At 53.9% G+C, this 19,635-nt stretch carries 15 protein-coding genes; 8 read left to right on the top strand and 7 right to left on the bottom strand.

Annotated elements, in window-relative coordinates; genetic code table 11:
* The first annotated feature begins 171 nt into the window (after positions 1-171).
* Positions 172-1,818, top strand: coding sequence for an ABC-F family ATP-binding cassette domain-containing protein (locus FOE74_RS06760; RefSeq protein WP_149097829.1), 1,647 nt, complete (start codon positions 172-174; stop codon positions 1,816-1,818).
* Between the two features lie 333 nt (positions 1,819-2,151).
* Positions 2,152-2,739, top strand: coding sequence for a transposase (locus tag FOE74_RS06765; protein ID WP_149097830.1), 588 nt, complete (start codon positions 2,152-2,154; stop codon positions 2,737-2,739).
* 254 nt (positions 2,740-2,993) lie between these two features.
* Here the strand turns inward: FOE74_RS06765 and FOE74_RS06770 are convergent, their stop codons facing one another.
* Positions 2,994-6,290 (bottom strand): VPS10 domain-containing protein, encoded by a 3,297-nt coding sequence (locus FOE74_RS06770; RefSeq protein ID WP_149097831.1) that lies wholly within the window; start codon positions 6,288-6,290, stop codon positions 2,994-2,996.
* Positions 6,291-6,608: 318 nt separating this feature from the next.
* Here FOE74_RS06770 and FOE74_RS06775 point away from each other — a divergent pair, with 318 nt between their 5' ends.
* The 4 genes from FOE74_RS06775 (at position 6,609) to FOE74_RS21175 (ending at position 11,173) form a co-directional block, all read left to right on the top strand.
* Entirely contained in the window at positions 6,609-7,604 is a 996-nt protein-coding gene (locus FOE74_RS06775) for a DUF1028 domain-containing protein (RefSeq protein ID WP_149097832.1), read from the top strand.
* Between the two features lie 519 nt (positions 7,605-8,123).
* On the top strand, positions 8,124-9,509 hold the full coding sequence (locus FOE74_RS06780; protein ID WP_149097833.1) for a M28 family peptidase: 1,386 nt from the start codon (positions 8,124-8,126) through the stop codon (positions 9,507-9,509).
* Positions 9,510-9,827: 318 nt separating this feature from the next.
* Positions 9,828-10,847, top strand: coding sequence for a glycosyltransferase family 9 protein (locus FOE74_RS06785; RefSeq protein ID WP_149097834.1), 1,020 nt, complete (start codon positions 9,828-9,830; stop codon positions 10,845-10,847).
* A 77-nt stretch (positions 10,848-10,924) separates the two neighbouring features.
* The gene (locus tag FOE74_RS21175) at positions 10,925-11,173 is read left to right on the top strand and encodes a glutaredoxin family protein (RefSeq protein WP_188686465.1); all 249 of its coding nucleotides are present in this window, start codon (positions 10,925-10,927) and stop codon (positions 11,171-11,173) included.
* A gap of 716 nt (positions 11,174-11,889) precedes the next feature.
* Here FOE74_RS21175 and serS read toward each other — a convergent pair.
* On the bottom strand, positions 11,890-13,167 hold the full coding sequence (gene serS, locus FOE74_RS06795) for a serine--tRNA ligase (protein ID WP_149097836.1): 1,278 nt from the start codon (positions 13,165-13,167) through the stop codon (positions 11,890-11,892).
* Positions 13,168-13,445: 278 nt separating this feature from the next.
* Here serS and rho point away from each other — a divergent pair, with 278 nt between their 5' ends.
* Complete coding sequence (gene rho, locus FOE74_RS06800) at positions 13,446-15,404, top strand: transcription termination factor Rho (protein ID WP_149097837.1); 1,959 nt, start codon at positions 13,446-13,448, stop codon at positions 15,402-15,404.
* Between the two features lie 279 nt (positions 15,405-15,683).
* Here the strand turns inward: rho and FOE74_RS06805 are convergent, their stop codons facing one another.
* The 4 genes from FOE74_RS06805 to FOE74_RS06820 all read right to left on the bottom strand — a co-directional run bounded on the left by FOE74_RS06805 (position 15,684) and on the right by FOE74_RS06820 (position 18,618).
* On the bottom strand, positions 15,684-16,292 hold the full coding sequence (locus tag FOE74_RS06805; RefSeq protein ID WP_149097838.1) for a hypothetical protein: 609 nt from the start codon (positions 16,290-16,292) through the stop codon (positions 15,684-15,686).
* A 60-nt stretch (positions 16,293-16,352) separates the two neighbouring features.
* Entirely contained in the window at positions 16,353-17,234 is an 882-nt protein-coding gene (locus FOE74_RS06810; protein WP_149097839.1) for a UbiA family prenyltransferase, read from the bottom strand.
* Between the two features lie 9 nt (positions 17,235-17,243).
* Positions 17,244-18,026, bottom strand: a complete 783-nt coding sequence (locus FOE74_RS06815) for a class I SAM-dependent methyltransferase (protein ID WP_149097840.1) — start codon at positions 18,024-18,026, stop codon at positions 17,244-17,246.
* A 166-nt stretch (positions 18,027-18,192) separates the two neighbouring features.
* Positions 18,193-18,618, bottom strand: a complete 426-nt coding sequence (locus FOE74_RS06820; protein WP_149097841.1) for a lipocalin-like domain-containing protein — start codon at positions 18,616-18,618, stop codon at positions 18,193-18,195.
* A gap of 187 nt (positions 18,619-18,805) precedes the next feature.
* On the opposite strand from FOE74_RS06820, the gene FOE74_RS06825 reads away from it, so the two are divergent.
* A complete protein-coding gene (locus FOE74_RS06825) occupies positions 18,806-19,105 on the top strand; it encodes a LysM peptidoglycan-binding domain-containing protein (protein WP_149097842.1) in 300 nt (99 codons plus the stop codon).
* A gap of 159 nt (positions 19,106-19,264) precedes the next feature.
* On the opposite strand, the gene FOE74_RS06830 is transcribed toward FOE74_RS06825, so the two are convergent.
* Entirely contained in the window at positions 19,265-19,582 is a 318-nt protein-coding gene (locus FOE74_RS06830) for a GNAT family N-acetyltransferase (protein ID WP_308422685.1), read from the bottom strand.
* Positions 19,583-19,635: the final 53 nt, after the last annotated feature.

A 19,635-nucleotide genomic window follows, 5' to 3' on the forward strand; every position in this document is an offset into this window, starting at 1 on the left:
TTTTGGGGCTTGTTTTATAAAAATAAGCCCAAAAGGGAGCCAATCTGCTGCCCCTGGTGTTGCGCTGGTTTCGCCAAGGGTTTGTTCCTGAATAATCCTTCTGCTGAGGAGGTTGGAATTCGAAGCAATCGGGGAAATCCTAGTATCTTTGCGGTCTTATTTAGAAAAAACATGATATCAGTTGACTCGGTCGCTGTTGAATTCAACGGCGCGGCTCTTTTCAGTAACATCACCTTTAACATCAATGAAACCGACCGGATCGCCCTCATGGGCAAGAACGGGGCGGGAAAGTCTACCCTCCTCAAGATCATTGCGGGCGTGAACAAACCCACCAGAGGCAAGGTCTCGGCGCCCAAGGATGCTGTGATCGCCTACCTGCCACAGCACCTGCTCACAAAAGATGAGAGTACGGTGTTTGAGGAGGCTTCTAAGGCGTTCGGGCAGATTCTGGAGATGAAACGGCAGATGGAGGAACTGAACACCCAGCTGGAAACCCGCACCGACTATGAATCTGATGCCTACATGAAGCTCATTGAGGACGTGTCTGAGCTCAGTGAGAAATACTACTCCATTGAGGAAATCAACTTTGACGCCGAGGTGGAGAAAACCCTCCTGGGCCTTGGTTTCCTGCGGACAGACTTTACCCGCTCCACCAGCGAGTTCTCGGGTGGGTGGCGGATGCGCATTGAGCTGGCCAAGATCCTGTTGCAGAAACCGGATCTGATTCTGCTGGATGAGCCCACGAACCACCTGGACATTGAATCAGTGCAGTGGCTGGAGGATTTCCTGCTGAACAACGCCAAGGCCGTGATTGTGATCTCGCACGACAAGGCCTTCGTAGACAACATCACCAACCGCACCATTGAGGTGACCATGGGCCGTATCTACGACTACAAGGTGCCTTACAGCCAATACCTGCAGCTGCGCAAAGAACGCCGCGAGCAGCAGCAGCGCCAGTTTGACGACCAACAGAAAGAGATTGCCGATATTCAGGCGTTTATTGACCGTTTCAAGGGAACTTACTCTAAAACGCTGCAGGTGCAGTCGCGGGTGAAGATGCTGGAGAAGATTGAGATCATTCAGGTAGATGAGGTAGACACCTCGGCGCTGAACCTCAAATTCCCGCCCGCCCCGCGCTCCGGCAACTACCCGGTCATTGTAGAGGAACTCACTAAAAAGTACGGCGACCACACGGTGTTCAAAGATGCATCTTTGACCATTGAGCGGGGCGAGAAGATAGCCTTTGTGGGCAAGAACGGCGAAGGGAAGTCTACGCTCATCAAAGCCATCATGGGCGAGATTGACTACGAAGGAAAACTGCAACTGGGCCACAACTCCATGATCGGTTACTTCGCGCAGAACCAGGCTTCCCTCTTAGACGAAGACCTGACCGTGTTCCAGACCATTGACCAGATTGCCGTTGGCGACATGCGCACCCGCATCAAAGACATTCTGGGCGCCTTCATGTTCGGTGGCGATACCGTGGAGAAGAAGGTGAAGATGCTGTCCGGTGGCGAAAAGACCCGTCTGCCCATGATCAAGCTGCTCCTACAACCGGTGAACCTGCTCATTCTTGATGAGCCCACGAACCACCTGGACATCAAAACCAAGGACATCCTGAAAGATGCGCTCAAGGCCTTTGACGGCACGCTGATCTTAGTATCCCACGACCGCGACTTCCTGGACGGGCTTGCAACCAAAGTGTTTGAGTTCGGGAATAAGCGCATCAAGGAGCATTTTGAGGACATCAACGGTTTCCTGCGTAACAAGAAAATGGAAAACCTCCGCGAGATTGAGCGCAAGACGGTGACCAGCTAGATTGGCCGCTTTTGGATATTAAAAATCCCCACTGCCTCTAAAGGTTGGTGGGGATTTTTGTTTTGATAGGTGTAGCGGCGTTACACTGTAACGCCGTGGTTCCATGAAACAGAAAAGTCTCCACCAAAACAGACTGTTTTCCGGAGCAATAATGGATTCCTAATGGCAACCACCTTAACGTCATTTAAAACGACTCTGCTGCGTAGAGCCACGGCGTTACGGTGTAACGCCGCTACATTTTGCCTTTATTAGGTGGTTTCAAGAAAATGGGCTAAAGGAAGAATCCAGCGGGAGCGGTGTTCGTTTAAGGATATTGGAGCTGTTAAAACCAGTATGGGAAGATATGACGCCTTCAGTAAAAAGAACCGCCGCCTCACGGGATATGATTACCGGATGGAAGGGCTTTATTTCATTACCATCTGTACCCAAGACCGTTGCCCATTTTTTGGTGAGGTGAAAAATGGAATAATGGAGCTATCTGATGAAGGGACTATAGCCCATGAATATTGGTTGGAGATAGAACAGCATTGGCCTCGGGTTTTTCTTGGTGAATTTGTCATCATGCCAAACCATGTGCACGGGATAATTGGATTGGAGGGGGAAGATAATTTGAAAACCAAGGCCCTTTCCTTGATCGACGGAGATTCGGCGTTACAGTGTAAGGCCGCTACGGGCCTTTATAATGGTAAGAACGAATCCATGGCGAATTTATCGCCGAAGGCAGGTTCTCTCTCCAGGATTATAGGTTCTTATAAGGCGGCTTGTACCAAAATGATCAGGGGCGTGAGCACAATGCCTTTTGGTTGGCAAGCCCGCTACCATGACCGCATCATCAGAAATCAGCGCGAGCTGGTGCATATAGAGCAGTACATTCTATCCAACCCCACCAAATGGCAGGAAGATAAGTTCTACCAACCGTAGCGGCGTTACACTGTAACGCCGTGGTTCTACGGAGCAACAAAGGCCTCGTCTAATTGAACCTCTATTTGCAAGGATCTTTTTTCCACGGATATCGGTTCGTTCTGGTAGAGGCTTCTAGTTTCATGGAGCCCCGGCGTTACAGTGTAACGCCGCTACATTCTAATGCCTACCAGTTTTCTAGACCCTTCCAAAAACAGAAATCCCCGTTGCCAAGTGACAACGGGGATTTTTGACCTGTTTTTCTAAAAACCAGCCTACAGCACTGGCTTACTTTTCTCGTCTTTAAACACGCTCAGTGCCGCAGACTGCACCTTCTGCCGGAAACCGGCCCAGGAGGTGGAGAAGAAGCTGTTCACTTTGGTTACAGCACCCTGCGTGAGGGTGGCGGCTTGTTCTACCAGCTGCGTCTCTGTTTGCGTGATAGGCTCCGTGCGGCTGGAAAGATACGTGCGGGCTTCCTGCAGTTTAGAGAGCGGCGTGAGTTGGTTCAGACGGCCGTAGCCCTGGCGGGAGAGTTGTTGCCCCTGGATCATTTCACGGTAGGTTTTGATGGAATCCTGCATGGCTTTGATGCTGCGCTGTAGGTCGGCTTTTTCTTTGCCGCTGGCTAATTTCAGTTGGGAATTGATGGCCTCGGTGGCATCTGACGCTTCCTGCAGGCGGTCTAACACAGCGGTTAATTCCTGGGTGTTTTTGTTTAAACGCTCCTGAAGCGCGCGCCGCGCGATCATGTTCTCTTTCTGGAAGGGGAAACGAGGATCAGCCTTCACCGTCACCAGCGTAGAGTCTTTGTGGCCGGCGTACTGCATCACCAGTTTGTAAGTGCCTGGCAACACCGGATTGCCCGCTGGCTCACCGCCGCCGCCTCCGCCTCGTTGGCCCCGGTTGCCGCCTGGTTGGCGGATGCCGCGCTCGGTCAGGTTCCAGGACATCCGCTGGAAGCCCAGGGTTGAATCTGGGAGTTGGCGCAGGGTGCGGATCAGGTTGTTTTGCGCGTCAAATACCCGCAGGGTGAGGGAATCTGCCTTTATGCGAGCTACGGGAGAGAGGGCGGCTGTGTCACGGGCGGGCAAAGAGGTAGCCATTCTGTCGCCGGTCTCTTTGTTGAGTTCTGTGGCCGGCATTTTCTTTTTAGGAACTGCTTTTCTGGCGGGAGCCGGGGTGGGTGTAGAGGCCTTCGGTTTCAGATAATAGGTGACCGTAGCTCCGGCGGGTTTGTTGGCCGCCTGGTAGAGGTTGTCGGCCTCTGAGCCGTAACCTGGGGCCGAAGCGTAGCTGGCTAGATACGCTTCGGCGGGCTCAAACACTGCCAGCGGTTTCTGCAAGGCTTTGCCGCCGGTAGCCGCCAATTGGCGCAGCGGCCTGATGTTGTCCAGCACATACACAGCGCGGCCGAAGGTGCCGATCACTAGGTCAGCTTCCCGTTCCTGAATAGCCAAGTCCATGACCGGCACAGAAGGTAATCCCTGAGTCCACTGGGTCCAGTCTTTGCCGTCGTTGATGCTCACCCAAAGGCCATGCTCGGTGCCGGTGAACAACAGGTTGGGCTGGGCTGGGTCTTGAATGAATGACAAGGCATACCCCCGTACCTTCTTGCCGTCTACCAGCCTGGTCCAGGTTTTGCCAAAATCAACGGTGCGGTACACGTACGGGCTGAAATCCTGCCCGAAGCGGTAGTGGTTGGCCACCACAAAGGCCTCGCCGGCCCGGTGGCGCGAGGCGGTGATCTGCGGAATCCAGGCTTCGGCCGGGAGGCCGGGCAGGCGGTCGCGCAGGTTCGTCCAGCTTTTGCCGCCGTCGCGGGTGAGTTGCACGTGTCCGTCATCGGTGCCTACCCAGATCACGCCTTTCTCCAGGGAACTGGGCGCAATGGTGAGAATGGTGTTGTGGTTTTCGGCGGAGGTGATGTCTAGGCTAAGGCCGCCGCTTTCCTGCTGTTTCTGCTGGGCAGGGTTGTTGCGGGTCAGGTCTGGGGAGATGGTCTGCCAGGTGAGGCCTTCGTCTGCGGATTGGTGCAGGTACTGGCTGGCGTAGAAGATCCCGTTCTTATTGAACGGATCCAGGGCAATGGCGGCGTTCCAGTTGAAGCGCAACTTCGTCTTCAAGTCCGGGGACGTAGGCTTGGCAATGTAAGACCGGCCGGTTTCTTTGTCATACCGCACCAGGTTTCCGCCCTGCGACATGGCGTAGCCAAAGCGGGCATCCTCGGGGTCTGGCACCACGTCAAAGCCGTCACCGCCCTGTACGGTCTGCCAGTAGTAATTGCGGAGGCCGCCGCGGGTGAAGGTGTAGGCCGGCCCGGTCCAGGAGCCGTTGTCCTGCAGGCCACCGTACACGTTGTAGGGTACCTCATTGTCTACGTTGATGTGGTAGAACTGCCCAAAGGGTAAAGCCTCTGGGAAACTCCAGGTTTTGCCCCGGTCGCGGCTGATGGCCAGGCCGCCGTCATTCCCGTCCAGGATCAGGTTGGGGTTCTCGGGGTGAATCCAGAGGGCCTGGTGGTCAGCGTGCACGGCGTCCATGGAGGCGGTCACGTGGAAGGTCTTGCCACCGTCTTCGCTCACCGACAGGGGCTGGTAGAGCATGTACAGGCGGTTCTCGTTCTTGGGGTCTACGTAGATCTCATTGAAGTAAAAGGCCCGGTTGGTCACAATGGAAGGATCTTCGGTCACCTTAGTCCATTTCTCGCCGCCGTCGTCTGAGCGGTACAAGCCGTTCTTGGTGGCCTCCACCAACGCGTAGATGCGGCTGGGCATGCTGCGGCTCTGCGCCAAGCCTAACCGTCCTAAGTTCCCGGCTGGCAAGCCATCAGCCGCGCCTTTCTTGCGCCAGGTCTTGCCACCGTCATAGGTGATGTACAGCCCGGAACCCGGCCCGCCCGAGGTGAAATCCCAGGCAGTGCGCTTGTGCTCCCACATGGCCACCACCAGTTTGTTCGGGTTGCTGGGGTCCATGACCATCTCGGCCACGCCCGATTTCTCATTCGTGAACAGCACGCGCTCCCAACTCTTCCCTCCGTTGACCGTTTTGTACAAGCCGCGTTCTGGGTGCTCGCCAAAAGGCAAGCCAATCACCCCGGCGTAGACCACATCTGGGTTAGAAGGGTCAATAAGGATGCGGTGGATGTTGAAGCTCTTGTCCAGGCCCAGGTGCTTCCAGGTGCGACCACCGTCTATGCTTTTGTAGATGCCGTTGCCCATGTTCACCGAGTTGCGGGGATTGCCCTCGCCGGTTCCTACCCACACCACGCTGGGGTTGCTTTGCTGCACGGCAATGGCCCCGATGTTGATATTGGGCTGTTCGTCAAAGACGGGCGTGAACGTAGTGCCGCCGTTCTCGCTTTTCCAGACACCGCCCGAGGCCGCGCCTACGTACATGATGTCTGGGTTGCTGACCACAGCGTCAATGGCCGTGACCCTACCACTCATCACCCCCGGGCCAATGCTGCGGGCTTTCATCTGGTTGAAATGGTTCATGGGCAGCGTCTGAGCTTGCGCCTGCCCCAGCGCCAATATGGAAAGGCATAAAAACGTAGGTAGTTGTTTTATCATAAACGAGGTGGGTAGTTTGTATGGGTGAGTTTGGTTCTCTAAATGTAAGGAATGAACGGCAGGATTGGAAGAAGCAAAGAAGGAACTTCGATTTTGGCCTGTTTTTAGAAAAACAGGCCCCAAACTACCTAGAATGGCCGTATGATTTACGACGGCAAAGATCACCTTGAAATTATTCCCTGTAAAGGGTGGGGTTTACCGCTTGTTTTTGAAAAAGCACCCAGAAACCAACTGTGGAAAAACAAAAACCCACCGCTAATTTTCTGTACCTTCCACATATTTGTACTCTCAATATATTATTTCCAGAGAAACCACTCCATGAAAAAGCTTCTTATTCTGCTGGGCCTGGGTGCTTGGGTAGTGGCCCAACCGGCCGCGGCCCAGGTGTACACACCCCAGGAACCCCTAGCCCATACCTATTCCATTGTCGCCCGAGACCCTAAAACCGGGGAGATGGCGGTGGCCGTGCAAAGCCACTGGTTTTCAGTGGGCACGGCGGTGAGTTGGGGCGAAGCCGGCGTGGGGGTAGTGGCCACGCAATCGTTCACGAATAAATCCTTCGGGCCCCGCGGGTTGGCTTTGATGAAGCAAGGCAAGACTGCTGAGGAAACCCTGAAGATCCTGCTCTCTAATGATGCTGGCCGCGACGTGCGCCAGGTGGCCATCTTAGATGCCAAAGGTGGGGTAGCCACCCATACCGGTAAGAAGTGCATCATGTACGCGGGGCACATCACGGGCAAAGACTTCTCGGTGCAGGCCAACATGATGCTCACCGAGGGCGTATGGCCGGCCATGGCCAAAGCCTTTGAACAGAACGCCCACCTTCCGTTGGCAGAGCGGATGCTGGCCGTATTGGATGCCGCTGAAGCCCAGGGCGGAGACATCCGGGGCAAACAATCAGCGGCCCTGCTGGTGGTGCCCGGCAAAAGCAAGAAAGAACCCTGGAATGAACGCCTGGTAGACCTTCGGGTAGATGACCATGAGGCGCCATTAAAAGAACTACGCCGGTTGCTCACCGTGCAACGCGCCTATGAACACATGAACAACGGTGACCTGGCCGTGGAGAAAAACGACATGCCGCTGGCCATGAAGGAATACAGCGCCGCCAAAAGACTGCAACCCGACAACCTGGAGATGCAGTACTGGCACGGCATCACCCTAGCCAATAACGGCAACCTGGAGGAAGCCCTCAAAATTCTACAGCCCGTATTCAAGGCAGACAAAAACTGGCGTACCTTAACGGAGCGCCTTCCGCCGGTGGGCTTGCTCACCGTTTCTGCTGCAGATTTGAAAAGGATTTTGGAGTTGAAGTAAATGTGGAATTGAAGTGAAACCAAAGAGCTTGTTGTGTTCTCACATAACTCTAAGGTCTCTTTGTGTCCTCCCTTCGTTTCTATCGCTTATTGTCTACTGCTATCTATTTTCTCACAATTGGTGGCTTCTTATATGATGGGCTACTCTTCTCAATTGATTTCTTTAGGCAATGGCTGCTATGATTCAATTGCTTCCTTCTTTCTGCTGCCGCCGTTTTTTTGTCGTTCAGCTTTTTAGGTGCTCCTACTTTCTTTTTGTCATCCTGAAAGGATCTTGGTAGCGAACGGTAACCTCGCCAACACAACTGTCTATCTAGTTTGCCCACAAGATCCTTTCAGGTTGACAACAAGGGAGAGAGCAGATGATAATAACGAAGTGGGTATGATAACAGTTGGGCGGGAGATAGAATGACAAAAGAGGAGAGATACTTTTGCCTTTCCCATAATTCTATTTTCTAGTATTTCGGTTTCTGCCGTCTGTGTCGTAAATCGCGACTTAGATAATCCCAACCTAACCAACATGCTTCGCTCCCTAAAGAAACTTACCCTGGCGGGTCTGCTCTGCCTCCCGCTGGCGGCCAGTGCCCAGAACCAAGATTCCCTACACATCCGCAAGATCTATGACCTGGCCCTCACCCAGGGGCAGAGCTATGAACAATTGAGGTACCTCACCAGCCGCATTGGCGCCCGGTTGAGCGGTTCCCCGCAGGCCGCTGCGGCCGTGGAATGGGCCCGCCAGGAAATGGATAAAATGGGCTTGGACCGCGTGTACCTGCAAGAAGTGATGGTGCCGCATTGGGTGCGCGGCGACAAAGAATACGCGGCCATTGTGAACTCCAAGATCACGCCTACCCGGGAGGTGAATGTGCTGGCCCTGGGAGGCTCGGTGGCTACGCCGGCTAACGGCCTCACCGCCGAGGTGGTGGAGGTGCAAAGCATTGACGAACTCAAAAAGCTGGGCAAGAAAAAAGTACAAGGCAAGATTGTCTTCTTCAACCGGCCCTTTGACCAAACCCATATCATTACCGGCCATGCCTACCGCGGGGCGGTAGACCAGCGCTCCAGCGGTCCTTCAGAGGCCGGTAAACTGGGCGCCGTCGCGGTGGTGGTGCGGTCCATGGCCTCCAATACCGATGATTTCCCGCACACCGGCGGCCTACGCTACGCGGATGGCGCTCCCAGGATTCCGGCCGTAGCCATCAGTACCAAAGGTGCCGATGTTTTAAGTAAATTGCTGAAAGAAGACGATAAACTGCAGTTCCACCTGCGCATGAACCCACAGTGGCTCCCAGACGTGCTCAGCTATAACGTGATCGGTGAAATCAAAGGCTCTGAGAAACCCGACGAGATCATTGTAGTAGGCGGCCACCTGGACAGTTGGGACATTGGCGAGGGCGCCCATGACGACGGCACCGGCTGTGTGCAGTCCATGGAGGTGCTGCGCCTGATGCGCTCGATGGGCTACAAACCCAAACGCACCATCAGGGCGGTAATGTTCATGAACGAGGAAAACGGCCTGCGCGGCGGCACCAAGTACGCGGAGGTGGCCAAGAAACAGGGCGAGAAACACATTGCCGCCATTGAGTCTGATGCCGGTGGGTTCACGCCCCGCGGGTTCGGGATTGCCACCACCACCGAGGCCACTTTCCAGAAAGCCCTTTCCTGGAAAGACCTGCTGGCTCCCTACGGCCTGCACGACATTGACCGCAACGGCGGTGGCGCCGACATTGGCCCGCTCAAGGATGACCGTGTGGCTTTGATTGGTTTCAGGCCAGACTCTCAGCGCTATTTTGACATCCACCACACCGCCAACGACACCTTTGACAAAGTAAACCGCCGCGAGTTGGAATTAGGCGGCGCCTCTATGGCCGCGCTCGTGTACCTGATTGACAAATATGGGTTGTGATAGAATTAGCCCTTTTAAGGAATAGCCTGTGATGAACGTCACAGGCTTTTTTTCTTCCTCAGCCTCTTACCTGTCATCTTGGAAAGATCTTGTGGGCGTACTAGAATAGCATTTACCACAGCGCTATTACCGTTCGCCCACAAGATCCTTTCAAGATGACAATCAAAGAGGGAACAAATGCTCCTTCTCCGGATGACCCTTTCCCTAGCCTTTTTCAGGAAACGGCGGTAAAACAGAACCAGCTTAGACAAGCACTGCCTACGCGCAGGAAATTTCCCAGGCAACCCGTACCTTTGCGCGGCAACAAACGGAAGGCGCGTGAAAAAAATCCTCATTATCCGGTTCTCCTCCATTGGCGATATTGTGCTTACCACCCCGGTTATCCGGTGCGTGAAAGAACAGGTGCCCGGGGCCGAGGTTCATTTCTGCACGAAGGCCGCTTTCCGGAATATCATCGCCAGCAACCCCTACGTGGACAAGGTCTTTTGCTTGGAGGATTCCCTCAAAGAGCTGGTCACGCAGCTCAAGGCCGAGAACTATGACCTGGTGCTGGACCTGCACCACAACCTGCGTACCCGCCTTATCAAAGTCCAACTAGGCCGTCCGCACCGAAGCTTCAACAAGCTCAACTACCGCAAATGGCTCTTGGTGAAGTTCAAGATCAACCGTATGCCTGATGTACACATTGTGGACCGGTACCTGGCTACTGCGGAATCCCTGGGAGTGAAGAACGATGGTCAGGGTTTGGATTATTTCATTCCGGAGAAAGACGAGGTAAACGTAAACACGCTTCCTGAACCGCATCAAAAAGGATACTACGCCATAGCCATCGGGGCGCAGCATTATACCAAGCGGTTGCCCGTTGACCGTTTGATTGAATTGTGCCAGAAAATAAACGGCCCCATTGTGCTGCTAGGCGGCAAAGAAGATGCGCCGGTGGCCCACCTGATAGAGACCTACTTCACCTCTGAGCCTTATTTTTCAAAAACTTCCCCTTACCCGGATAACCAGACCCGTATCTATAACGCCTGCGGCCAATACAACCTGAACGGCTCTGCCTCTCTGGTGCGGCAGGCGCAGGCCGTCTTCAGCCATGATACCGGACTCATGCACATTGCCGCGGCCTTCCAGAAGAAGATCTACAGTATCTGGGGCAACACGGTGCCCGAATTTGGGATGTACCCTTACACCGCTGATTACGAGGTGATGGAAGTAAAAAATCTGTACTGCCGGCCCTGCTCCAAGATTGGCTATTCCAAATGCCCGCAAAGGCACTTCCGGTGCATGCGCGAAATCCAATTCGATTTCCAGTTGCCGGTGGTGGCACCTCAAAAGTAGCTAGGCGCCAGAGACCGTTTGTTTTTAGCCTGTTTTCAGGGAAAGACGTAGAAAAGGGCATACCAATTCTTCAAGCTATGGCTGCCAAACCCCTTCTGTACGGTGCTGACTGGTGCAAAAAGACCATTGCCATTCAGGACTACTTCAAGACGCACAACGTTTCTTACGACTACATCAACGTTGAGAAAAGCGATGAAGCCATGCAAGCCATCCAGGACATGAACCGCGGCAGAGTGCGGTTCCCCATGGTGGTGGTAGGAGAGCAGAAACCCTTGAAAAACCCTTCACCGGAAGAACTGGACGCAGCCTTGGCCGAAGCCAATTAAAAGGCATGGGCTATAGTTTTGGGCAACTTAGGTGAAAACCCGCTGGAAATAGTACGTGTGGTTGTCTGATCGAAAGAAGGATTGGTGGGCTTTCATACGTGTGGTCCCACTGGTGTCAACCTCCACTTCGCCTTATCAGAGGGTTATCAGCTAAAGAAAAGACCACCCGTTGCAGAGGAAGTTTATAAAAAACAGTCTTCAACCGATATTGGCCTAGACACTCGTAGGACCTCCGGACACTACGAGGTCTTTTGAGCTGGCGGTAATGCGTGGCGGGAGGAATGTGTGAAAGCAAAAAGGAGGCCATGCGTAAAGAGACAAGGCGGTGCCGTTGTCTCTACAGGGTTCTCCTTACCGTTTATGCTACTTTCCCCTGTTCCAGTCTTTCCCGAGCGCGCCTCGCTTTTGGCCATAGAAAGGCAGCAGCTAAAAGAAAAGAACAGTCCAGGCCGAAAGGGCAGTGCGAGAGGGGAAGACGGGGCCTCGCGGCCGTGAGCGCTCGGAGGGCAGCTATGTAACAACAAAGCATAAGGGCCTCGCCAACAGCCGCCGCCACGCCAGCCATGGCAAAAGGCGTGCACCACAGGTTTTCAGAGAAAACATCCTTTCCAAAAACACTCCATAAAACAAAAATAAGAAAAGCGTTTGAGGCCTGTTTATCTAAAACAGGCCTCAAACGCTTTAAGTCAATAGCAAGGAAATGGAAGAGATATCCCTTATCTAGTGATCATCTCAAACCCAGTATACGCATGCAGCGCATTCGGTATTTTGATACCTTCCGGAGTCTGGTTGTTCTCAAGCAAGGCCGCCACAATACGCGGCAAAGCTAGGGCGCTGCCGTTCAAGGTATGAAGCAACTGAGGCTTACCGCCTTCGGTGCGCTGTCGCAATTTCAACCTGTTGGCTTGGTACGTTTCAAAGTTGCTGCAAGAACTTACCTCCAGCCAACGGCCTTGCGCGGCAGAGTACACTTCCATGTCATAGGTGAGGGCAGAGGTGAAGCCCATATCGCCGCCGCAGAGCCGAAGCACGCGGTAGGGGAGTTCCAGTTTCTGCAGCAATCCTTGGATGTAGAGGCTCATTTCCTCTAAGGCTTCATAGGATTTTTCCGGTGCCTGAATCTGTACAATCTCCACTTTGTCAAACTGGTGCAGGCGGTTCAGGCCCCGCACGTCGGCACCCCAGGAACCTGCCTCGCGCCGGAAGCAAGGGGTGTAGCCCACGTGTTTGATGGGGAGTTTTCCTTCCGCGATGATCTCGTCACGGTACAAGTTGGTGATGGGCACCTCGGCGGTGGGGATCAGGTACAGGTTGTCCGCGGTGGCGTGGTACATCTGGCCCTCTTTGTCGGGGAGTTGGCCGGTGCCGTACCCAGAGGCCTCGTTCACCATAATGGGCGGCTGCACCTCTGCATACCCGGCTTGGAGGGCTTCTTCCAGAAAGAAGTTGATAAGCGCGCGCTGCAGACGGGCACCCTGGCCTTTGTACACTGGAAATCCCGCCCCGGTGATCTTATTGCCCAGTTCAAAGTCAATAATATCATATTGCTTGATGAGCTCCCAGTGCGGTTGGGCATCTTCCGGCAAAGCCGGGATAGTACCATGCTCCAACACCACTTCATTGTCCTCAGCGGAACGGCCGGCGGGCACGCTGCTGTGCGGGATATTGGGTAATTTATAGAGGGCCTGCTGCAGGGCCTGCTCCAGGTTCTGTACTTCCTCGTCCAGCGCCTTGGTTTTCAGCTTCAGTTCAGCAGTTTCACTTTTTAAAGCCTCTGCCTGCTCTTTCTGGCCGTTTTTCATTAGGCCGCCAATTTCCTTGGCCAGGGCGTTGGCGCGGCCTAAAAGTTCATCGCGCTCCGTTTGCAGGGACCGCCGCTGCTGGTCCAGATCCAGCAGAGATTGTACTTCCTGGGCCGCGTTAGGAAAGTTCCTTTTCTGTAAGCCGGCTAAAACAAGATCGGTTTGCTCGCGTAAAACGGGTATCTGTAACATGGTGCGTCTGTTTATCTGTCCGCAAAAATAGAATATTTTAAATAGGCTGCGGCAACAGATACTTTTTTATAAGAATTTGTGTAACTTTATATATAAAATCACTCGTATTGCTTGGTAATTAGAACGAGGCTGTCTAACATTGCAGTACATTTTCTGAACGACCGCCATCCGGGTTCTTCATTACGTCTTACACACCAATTTTTCCTGTTTTTATCCGTCTGCCCGTTGCGCTCTGCAACTGCTATGCATTTAAACCGAATAGCTAATTCATTCTATTTATGTACAACATTGACGAGTTGAAAGATTCTCTTCTTTCAGAACTCAAAGAGATTGCTGAAAACCTCGGCGTCACCAACTTTAAGAAGCTCAGCAAGCAGGACCTGATTTACAAAATCCTGGATCAGCAGGCCGTTACCCCCCTTGAAAATCTCCCCAAGAAATATAAAAAAGCGTCACGGAAGGCAGACGAGCAGGACTCTGCTCCCGTAGCAGTGGAAGAAGCACCGGCCCTGGAGGCCCCCGTAGCCGAGGCAGTGAATGCGCCCGTAGCCCCTGTACAAGAGTCTCTGGTGTTTGAGCCAGCTCCCGTACCGGATGCTCCGGCCCCCGCTCCAGCCCCGGCCCGTGCGGCCAGAACAGCGCCTGAACGCCCCGCCAGAGCAGAACGTGCCCCGGCCGCTGCACGCGAAGACCGGCAGCGTGCTCCCCGCGCCTTGCGGGAAGATGTAAGGGAAAGAGAGCAAGCCCGCGTAGAACCCCGTGAGCCGCGTGAGAACCGTCCGCAGCCCCGCGAGTTCCAGCCGCGTGAACCCCGCGAAAATACGGCGCCCAGAGAAGCCAGAGAGCAAAGGGAACCCCGCGAGCAGAGAGAATTCCAGCCAAGAGAGAACGTGGCCAGAGAGCCCCGTGAGCAGCGCGAGCCAAGGGAAAACCAACCAAGAGAAAACCAACCCCGCGAAAACCAGCCCCGCGAGCCAAGAGAAAACCAGAACCAGAACCGCGAACCCCGCGAGAATGGACCCAACTGGCAGAACCGCCGCGAGCAGAACCCTCCGCAGAATACAAACCAGAACCAGAACCGGGCCCAGCAGCAGAACAACAACGCCAACAACATGCGTGAGTTTGATGGGGTAATCGCTAATGAGGGCGTGCTGGAACTGATGCAAGATGGTTACGGCTTTTTGCGTTCGGCCCACTACCATTACCTGGCCAGCCCAGATGATATCTATGTGTCTCCGTCGCAGATCAAATTGTTTGGCCTGAAAACCGGCGATACCGTGAAAGGAACCGTGCGGGCCCCCAAAGAAGGCGAGAAATATTTCGCGTTGCTGAAGGTGGACTCTGTGAACGGACGCACCACCGAGGAAATCAGGGACCGGATTCCGTTCCAGCATTTAACGCCTCTTTTCCCGGAAGAGCGCCTGAAACTGACCACCCGCTCCAGCCAATACTCCACCCGCATCATGGACCTGTTCGCCCCCATAGGGAAAGGACAGCGTGGTTTGATCGTGGCCCAGCCGAAAACCGGTAAAACGGTTCTCTTGAAAGAGATCGCGAACGCCATCACCGAGAACCACCCCGAAGTGTACCTCATGATCCTGTTGATTGATGAGCGCCCCGAGGAGGTAACCGACATGGCCCGCAGCGTGAAAGCCGAGGTGATTGCCTCTACCTTTGACGAGCAAGCCGAGCGCCACGTGAAAATCTCCAGCATTGTGCTGGACAAAGCCAAGCGTATGGTAGAGTGCGGACATGATGTGGTAATTCTACTGGATTCTATCACTCGTCTGGCCCGGGCTTATAACACGGTGGTTCCTTCTTCCGGTAAAATCCTATCGGGTGGGGTAGATGCCAACGCGTTGCACAAGCCTAAGCGTTTCTTCGGGGCGGCCCGTAACGTGGAGAATGGCGGCTCGTTGACCATCATTGCCACGGCCTTGATTGACACTGGCTCTAAAATGGATGAGGTGATCTTCGAGGAATTCAAAGGAACCGGTAACATGGAACTTCAGCTGGATCGTAAACTCGCGAACAAGCGCGTGTACCCTGCTATTGATGTTCCTGCGTCTGGTACCCGCCGCGAGGACCTGCTCATGGACCGCGACGAACTCAGCCGTGTCTGGATCCTGCGTAAATTCATGTCTGACATGAACTCAGTAGAGGCCATGGAATTCCTGAAAGACCGCATGAAAGGCACCAAAGACAATGACGAATTCCTGATCTCCATGAACAGCTAGTTTTGTAGAGACGCAAGACACAAGACGTAAGACATAAGACACAAGATTCATTCTGTGTTGCAGAAACGGGAATGCCCCGCAGATTTCTCTGCGGGGCATTCCCGTTTTTAAGATATTTCTTGTTTTATGGCTGTTTTTAAGGAAGAGGGCGCAAATCGCTTTGATTGTATCTTCTGGCAGGGGCTTAGAGACTAGCGCCAGTGGAAATTGTTGTTATCCTGGCCACCAGCAATCAACAACTAACAACTAACAATCAACAACCAACAACTAGCAACCAAGTTACCCGCCAAAGCTACCGTAGCGCACCGCTTTTTTCTTCTCTGGGTCATATACGAGCAGCCGCCCGTCCTCTTTGCCCAGCAGGTACTTGAACCCAATGGCTTTGGGATTGGCTTGGATGCGTTTCCAAGTGGTTTCGTTCACGAACGAGGCCTGCACGGGGGCATTGGGTGCAATGGCGGGGGCTACAAAGTCAGTGGGCTGCACAAACTCGTCCATGCGTTTAAGAATGTAGGCCTCCCGCTCAGAGACAGTAGGGGTGGTGGGGCTGGGTACCTCGTTGACCATACTAGCCTCCAGATCAGCGGCCGGAAAGTTCTCTTCGTAGATTTCCTGCCCGTCTTGGGTGGTGATGGTGAATTCTACCTCGCCCTTGGCTATGGAATGGCCGTGCAGGGCCAGCCGGAAATAATCAGGTGCCTGGTCAGAGGAGAAGGGGTGCGTGCGCTGGACTATGTGCTGCACGGGCAGCTTCACCATGGGTTTGGTTTTCCCGTTTTTTTGGGAGGCGGAGGTCTTGGCGGACGAGGAAGTAGTAGTTTCTTCAGAAGGAGAAGATTGGCAACTGAACAGGAAGGCCAGTACCGCTACCCAAAAGATTTTCAACATGTTTTCAGAGAATTGGCCTAAAAACGATGTACGTGCTAGGCCAGTCATAGTTCGCGTATCTTAGGTTTTCCAGAGCTGCCACAGCAACATCAAGCCAAAGGAGAAGCTCATGCACAGGGAAGACACCTTGTTCATGCGCATGGTATTCTCAAAGTTAGCCGCCGAAGGATTCTGCCGCACCTTTAGTAGCCATTGACTGAAAACCAGCAGTACCGGTCCGGTGCCCAGCAAGAAGATAAAGCCGTGTAACAGCTCCTGGCGCAGCCAATAGGTGTACAGCAGCACCGCGGTTGCCAGAAGTAAACTGCAGGCGGCAAAGAGAAAGGTGCCCCACAGGCCCAGTTTCAGACTCAGGGTCTGATCGCCGCGCCGGGCATCTTCCTGGTGCTGGTAGACCTGCGTGAGCGGGTAAGAACCGCAAAGGAAGAGGGAACTCACCAGCGCCAACAACAGGTTGTTCCGGCTGGTGAGGATGTCTTCGGCGGTGCCGATGCCCACTTGCACCATCACAAACGTGAAAGCCCCCTGGAAAACCACCACCACCACGGTGCTCAGAATGGGGTATTTTTTCAGCCTGATGCCCTGGTAACTATAGGCTTTTGACACCAGCAGATACGCCAGCACCATTCCCGCGAAAAGCCAGGAAAGCAGCAAAGAGAAGGCCACCGCCAGAAAATCGAAGGCCAGCACGAGCCAATAGAGCGTCTGGGTGACCTTGGGCGGATGTTTGAGGCCGCCAATACTGCCCTCGTCCCGGTCATAGTAAGAGTTGTAGCCGTTGCTGGCCGGGTACACCAGCACATGCAAAATCAGGAACACCGCCAAGGCTTTCCAGGGAGAGACTTCCGGAGCCGCGCTGAGGGCAAACCAGAAAATGGGCATCAGGAACAGCGAGAAAGGGATGCGGAGCAGACGCCAGGCATCACGCCAGGAGGTGTTCATAGAAGTGATTTACGAAGGGTAGCCTACTAAATAGATGACGCCGGTGCCGCTCCAGTGCCGGGCCCGGCCAATGTGCCAGGTGTAGTGCGGGGCCTGCACCGCAGCAGTGAGTTTCTCCAGGTGCTCCGGGGTGTACAACCTGAACAGGGAAACGGTGCCGTCCCAGATGGTGCCCAACGGAATAAGCGGTACTAGGTACGTATAGAAGAGGCGGCTCCAGGTGAAGGGCCTGATAAAAGGCGTGAGCAGCAAAATAGCCCAAGGGAACACCAGCCATACCAGCAATAGCTCATACCACCGCTTGCCGGCGCCCTCAAACACGGCAATGCCCTGGTTCTGCCGCACGGCATCAGCTAAGATAGCAGTGGCCGTTTGGGGTCTGAAATGATGAAACGCGGAGAAAACGGTCCGGAAACCGGTGAGCGAATCGGGTACGGCCGTGGCATCTACGGGCGTTTCCTCAAACCGGAGCGCGCCCTTGGTCTGTTCTGCCAGAAACCGGTAGGCCTCCACGTTGGGGAATTTATCGGTGAGGGTGATGGTGAAGCGCTGGCCCGCCTGTTGCTCCAGTTCCTGCCATACCTGCTGAATGCCGCCCCCGGCGCCTGAGCAAAGGTCTACCAGTTGCGTCTGGCGGGTATGGGCCAGCCCTTTGAGCAGGAGCGGTACCACGGGTTTGTAGATGCCCAGCGCCGTGATCATGAACCGCAGCACGTCCATCATGCCCTGCCGCACCACGTGCGGGAACCAAGCCTGGTCTTCCAGTTCAAACAGGTGCAGACGGAATCTCATAGAAGCAGGAAAAGGGTACGTGGGTTAATACTACGCTTTTGGAAAACAAGGCGCAAACGAAAAGCCAAGCCAGCTTTAGGATTATGGCAGGCAAGGCGGAACCAAGGCAAAAAATAACCCACTCAAAGCTGTTTGAGTGGGTTATCGCTTTTCTGAGAAGTAGGGCTTATTCGGCCTTCAGGGTAAGGGTAGAGCCGTCTGGGGCCTGTAACTTCAGGTCATCCTCGTCTAATTCAGACACGGTGAAGTTCTCGCTCACGTTGTTGTTGGCATAGGTAAGGCTCAGGGTCTTGTTAGGGGCGCTGTATGTCCAGGTACCGTTGGCCGACTGGCTTTCTGAGGTCTGGGTGAAGTTTCCGTTGGCGAAAAACTGGATCTGCTCCTGTTTCTCCTCTGAAGTGAGCTTGTCTTTTTCGCCGGCGGCGGTAGTTTCTTTGCTGGCTTTCCAGATCTTGCTGGTGGTCCCGGAAATCATCTGGGAATCTCCCCCGGTTTCTGCCTTCTTGTTGCAGCTGAAGGAGAAAGCGCTTAGCCACACCAGGCAAACGAGCGTGAGCAGACGGGTGGCCGGAGATACAATTTGCATTTTCATAGTCGTAATGGTTTGGTTCAGGTTCCTACGTATCCACTGTAGGCGGATTCCGTTTTCATACGTGGGTTTTTACGGACAGTTCTATTAAAAATTAACAAACTTATACTCAAGGGGTGCGTAAGAATTAGCTTGTATACCAGTTCACTTGCAATGATTGGGGAAATACAGGTAACCAAAAAATACAACTATGGGACTATTTGACTTTTTAAAGAAAGGGGAGGAGAAACCGGTTCAGAAACCGGCGGCTCAACCCGCTGCCAAGCCTGCGGCCCCGGCACAGCCTGCCGCAGCGCAACCCGCCGCTGCTCCCCAGCAGCCCGCCTATGACACCTATACCGTGAAAAGCGGTGATTCACTTTCAAAGATCGCCAAGAACTTTTACGGGGATGCCCAACAGTGGCACAAGATCCACCAGGCCAACTTAGACAAGATCAAAGACCCAGATCTGATTGACGTGGGTTGGGTCTTGAAAATACCCAAGGCCTAAGCAAGTGCTTGTTTAGTTTGTTTGTTGAGGAAAGAGCCGGGTTGTCCCTGGCTCTTTCTTTTTGGCCTCTTTTTATGAAAAACTCCCCTAAACGGGAACGGCAGTTGGCTGCTTTTCCAGTTTAGGGGAGTTGGGTCACGGAGCAAAGAAGGCAGGGTTCTACTTCGGGTTTCGCTCCAGGTAACTGGCTACTGCCTGGCAGGTGGCCCGCACCTCTAGCCCTTTAGAAGCGGCGTAATCCAGGCCATGTTTGATGAGTTGGTCAGCGTACCCCTTGCCGCGGTGTTCTTCTTCAATGAAGGTGTGCTGGAAATCAATGGTGTCCTCATCTGGCAAGGCATAGGCCAGCTCCCCTATATCTTCGTTCTCCAGCAGAGCGGTAAACTGCTGGGCTTCCTGGTCATGTTGAAAATCTAAGTTCATGGTGTCAACGGTTAAGTACGGTGCAAGGGCCTCTTCTAGAGAAACCAGTTCTATTGCTTACTTGTCCGGGCTTAAAAGGTTGACGCCGCGTACCGTTTGCCACCCCG

The organism is Rufibacter glacialis, assembly GCF_008271745.1.
In the GTDB taxonomy this organism is placed as follows: domain Bacteria; phylum Bacteroidota; class Bacteroidia; order Cytophagales; family Hymenobacteraceae; genus Nibribacter; species Nibribacter glacialis.